This window comes from Roseomonas acroporae (genome assembly GCF_023223525.1).
GTDB classification, from domain to species: Bacteria; Pseudomonadota; Alphaproteobacteria; order Acetobacterales; family Acetobacteraceae; genus Roseomonas_E; species Roseomonas_E acroporae.
This window is the reverse complement of the sequence record NZ_JALPRX010000152.1, coordinates 1-948: the sequence shown is the minus strand read 5'-3', so window position 1 is coordinate 948 and position 948 is coordinate 1. Positions and strand designations below refer to the sequence as shown.

The 948-nt window shown below is 75.0% G+C and carries 1 protein-coding gene; it reads left to right on the top strand.

What is annotated here, in order from left to right; translation table 11 throughout:
• A partial coding sequence (gene istA, locus M0638_RS26190) for an IS21 family transposase (RefSeq protein ID WP_248669898.1) occupies window positions 1-948 on the top strand: 948 nt, incomplete at both ends.

The following is a 948-nucleotide window of genomic DNA, read 5'->3' as shown; positions in this document are numbered from 1 at the left end:
CGTGGTGCGGCAGGAACTGGCCTCGGAGCGGGGCATCCGGGTGAGCCTGCGGACGGTGGAGCGGGCGGTGGCGCCGCTGCGCCGGGAGTTGCGGGCCGAGGCGCTGGCGACGGTGCGCTTCGAGACGCCGCCGGGGCGGCAGCTGCAGATCGACTTCGGCGAGCGGCAGGTCCGGATCGGCGAGGAGACCGTGCGGGCCTACCTGTTTGTGGCGACGCTGGGCTACTCGCGGCGCCTGTTCGTCCGGGCGTTCCGGCATGAGCGGCAGGCATCGTGGTTCGCGGGCATCGAGGAGGCGTTCCGGCACTTCGGCGGGCGGCCGGCGGAGCTGCTGCTCGACAATGCGCGCGCGCTGGTCGACCGCCACGATGCGCAGACGCGCGAGGTGGTGTTCAACGAGCGCTTCCATGCCTTTGCCCGCTACTGGGACATCCGCCCGCAGGCCTGCGCGCCGTATCGCGCCCGCACCAAGGGCAAGGACGAGCGCGGGGTGGGCTATGTCAAGCGCAACGCCATCGCCGGGCGCGGCTTCGCCAGCTGGGCGGAGCTGGAGGCGCACCTGGCGCGGTGGACCCGCGAGGTCGCGGACCTGCGGGTGCACGGCACGACCGGCGAGGCGCCACGGGTGCGGTTCGACCGCGACGAGGCGGCCGCCCTGCGCCCGTTGGGGGACAAGCCGCCGTTCGGGCAGCTGCGCGAGCTGACGCGGCGGGTGCAGAACGATGGCTGCGTGGACGTGGACACCAACCACTACAGCGTCCCATGGCCGCTGATCGGTGCCGGGGTGAGCGTGGTGGTCTGCGGCGGCGAGGTGGCGATCCGGCACGCCGGGGCGGAGGTGGCGCGGCATGCCCAGCGGCTCGGCCGGCGCGAGCGGGCCATCCTGCCGGCCCATCTGCGCGGCCTCGTCACGGCCGGGGTGGCCGCGGACGGCGCGGCGCCGGTGCC